Origin of the sequence: Vibrio sp. 1159, assembly GCF_033340395.1 — a bacterium.
Classification (GTDB): Bacteria; Pseudomonadota; Gammaproteobacteria; order Enterobacterales; family Vibrionaceae; genus Vibrio; species Vibrio alginolyticus.
Genome location: NZ_JAWOWL010000075.1, coordinates 1 through 2,847 on the forward strand (window position 1 = coordinate 1; position 2,847 = coordinate 2,847).

Annotated in this window: 3 protein-coding genes and 1 pseudogene; all 4 read right to left on the bottom strand. The window is 42.8% G+C overall.

The annotated features are described in order from the left end of the window. A pseudogene (locus tag R7127_RS25900) lies at nt 1–287 on the bottom strand (hypothetical protein); the annotation flags it as partial. Between the two features lie 365 nt (nt 288–652). Further along, nucleotides 653–898 carry a hypothetical protein gene (locus tag R7127_RS25905; RefSeq protein WP_060466691.1) on the bottom strand — a complete coding sequence of 82 codons (246 nt, stop codon included), beginning with the start codon at nt 896–898 and terminating at the stop codon, nt 653–655. Nucleotides 899–1,826: 928 nt separating this feature from the next. Further along, entirely contained in the window at nt 1,827–2,156 is a 330-nt protein-coding gene (locus R7127_RS25910; protein ID WP_060466680.1) for a hypothetical protein, read from the bottom strand. Further along, nucleotides 2,146–2,847: hypothetical protein (locus R7127_RS25915; protein ID WP_318148654.1), on the bottom strand; the 702-nt coding region annotated here is incomplete at its 5' end. The genes R7127_RS25915 and R7127_RS25910, both read right to left, overlap by 11 nt.

Sequence of the window (2,847 nt, forward strand, 5' to 3'; positions counted from 1 at the left end):
GAAGTTTCCAGATCCAATGCGGGAAGAAAAATTAATAATTCTTCAATCGCCTTTTGAGCTTCGACCTCTAGCTGTCTTCTTTTTCGATTTCGTTCCCAACGGGCGTAATCTTCTTGGGTATACGTCAACTCAGCTTGACGCTCTCGACGTTGGCGGGCTGCTCGCTCTCTAACCGTTTCTTCTCGAGCTTGTGGTTTTCTTAATGATTCTTCTTCATGGAGTGGCTTATAACCTCCGCCAGAAGAACTCAAAGGTTTTTTCTTTCGATCTAAAAAATTGTGTGGCATCAGTTCACCTAACCTCAATTAAAGTGACAACATCATAACCACTCTTAAAGGTGCGTAATATTGGTCATATGTTAAATAGGCAACTTCACTATCAAAAACACCATTTAGAAGCCCCTCAAACGCTCTGTAAGCCATTTTCAGCATCAAACCTACCCACGGGTACACAAAACCACTCTGAAAGTTTATGACGCATTTGAAGCGGTTTTATCATCCTAAGATGAGCACAAGCATCTGGAACAAAAAAGCCCACGAAAGGGGCTTTTTGAACAATTCGGAGTTTGTTAGTCCAGGTTAAATGAGCGTAGCGTTTTAATCTGGACTGACGAACCGGCAACGAGCAAAGCGAGGCGACAGAACCATAGCAATCATGACGCTAAATTCTTCTTGCAATAGTCTGCCCAATAAAGATGAGCAAATTCCAATTTGTCGGAAAATGCAGAATGATCGACAGATAGCCAAGCTCGGTTCGTCACATCCCAAAACATTTGGTCAAACTGCGTAAAGCTTCTGAAGTTAGGCTGATGTACTTTTCTCCAAACAGAATGGGAAAGCATCCTCATCCCTGAGTTAATCCGCTTCACATTCGCAATATCTTCATCAGTCTTAGCCATAAGCACCTCATATACAAACCAAGGACTAATAGAATACTAAATGAAGTAAGTGCGAGGAATGATACGTTTGGTTTACTGGGGTAAAGGGGGCGTTAGCGCCCCTTTCCAGCTCACAGGGGAACCGTCAGGAACGAAGTGACTAGAGGGGACGCTGTGTATGCTGGCTTAGTATGAAGAAAGGCGATAGCACAAGCCTAAAAAAATAAGCTATTGAAAAGGTTATAACCCACGTGGGTTAGGAGCGACAGTGCCACCATTTAGATAGGGTGAAATGCCGCTTGCTCGATGCTCGGACGCTTCGCTTACTCGCACACTGCGCCGAGCGGATGAGGTAAGCGAAGACAGAAGAGTTGGTGCCGAAATTGCTTATTTCGGCTGCGCCGACCCCTACCCATTTCGACTCTATTTTGAGTGATTTAGGTACTGTCTATGGTCGCTTTCTGAACTAAGGATTTCTCCCCTTATTTCGGACTGCCCTGCGCTGTGTGTAAAGCTTTCGCCCCCGTTCCAGTCACACAACACTAATCAGTTATTCCTTTTCCGCTTGTCCCCTCTAGCAGCTACAAGGGGCGGATTTATCGAGCTTGGTGCTTAGTTCTGATTAGTGCCTTTACCTCTCACCTTTGGAACATCCCTTGGTCGGTGAGTGATGCGCGTCGTTCTGTCCAAAACATCTTGATTCCAAACAGAGTGCAGAAATACTCTTGAAATGCTTACTTGATATGGTCTATCATGGAAGGAACTTCCTAGGGCTGAAATCTAGTGAGTATTTCGACGAAAACCACTCCGGGAAGAGTGGTTTTGTCACATCTGGGTATAGAGATTAATCCTAAAAGCATTTGATCTCAAATGGATCTTCGTAAGATCTTTTATTCCATAACAATAAAGCCTCCCCATGGGGAGGCTTTATTGTTTCTGATAGCTTCAGTCAAAAACTGCTGTGGTACAACTGATAAAGTGTAAATATAACAGCTACCGTTGTAGTTCCTATCATTGTGTCACGATGCGCCCGATAAGATTCCATAATTGTCTCTATATCGTTTTCATCTACGTTGTTTATTGTACCGTACCTCATCATTCCTTTACCTTTGCAATAAAGGCGAAGCCCTAAACCAGAACAAAGAAAAGCGGCAAACCACATCCCAATAACACCCAAAACACTATCCCGAAAAAACAGCACACCTAAGATGACGCAAAAAATAAATACTCCATCGGAGATATTCATATATCTCCAAACTTTAATTTTATTAATCATCATCGTTATCTCCACTTAAAAAATTACCAGTGAGATAACTAACAAAACTATCCGATGTATCTTGGACTCGCTTAGGCAGATTGAGTAATCTTAAGCGATATGCAGCCCCCATCCCTGTAGCATAAGCCCAAAGCGGGTCAAAATCTAAATTAGCAGCAGAATAAACAACATCAGCTTGGACAACCCTTTGCAAAGGTGCCAAGTAAGGGTTAGCAATTAAAGAAACACCAATCACCTGCATCACATCCGAACGTTTATCTTGTGTCGCTGCCTCGATGTAATCCTGAAAAGCATCATCTTCCATGTCGATATTGGCATTTCTCATTAAGCATTCAGGCGTAGCGCAACTAGCTTTAAAACGAACATTAAACGATTCATCATTCACTACTAGATTGCGTCGATAACTGCCATCTTGAGAGAAATTATCAGCCTTTTCTGTCTGGCGTGATAACCGATTCTCTTCGACTTTTCTAAGCGCACCACCTCCCTCAATGAAACCATTTTTGACCTGATGAATAAGATCATATCCAGTCTCATAGGAAATATTGCCCCCGTTGTACCCTTTCAAGATAACATCGAACGCTTCGCTAAATTCTTTTACCGCTTGGCTGTGAACCGAAGTTTCCAGATCCAATGCGGGAAGAAAAATTAATAATTCTTCAATCGCCTTTTGAGCTTCGACCTCTAGCTGTCT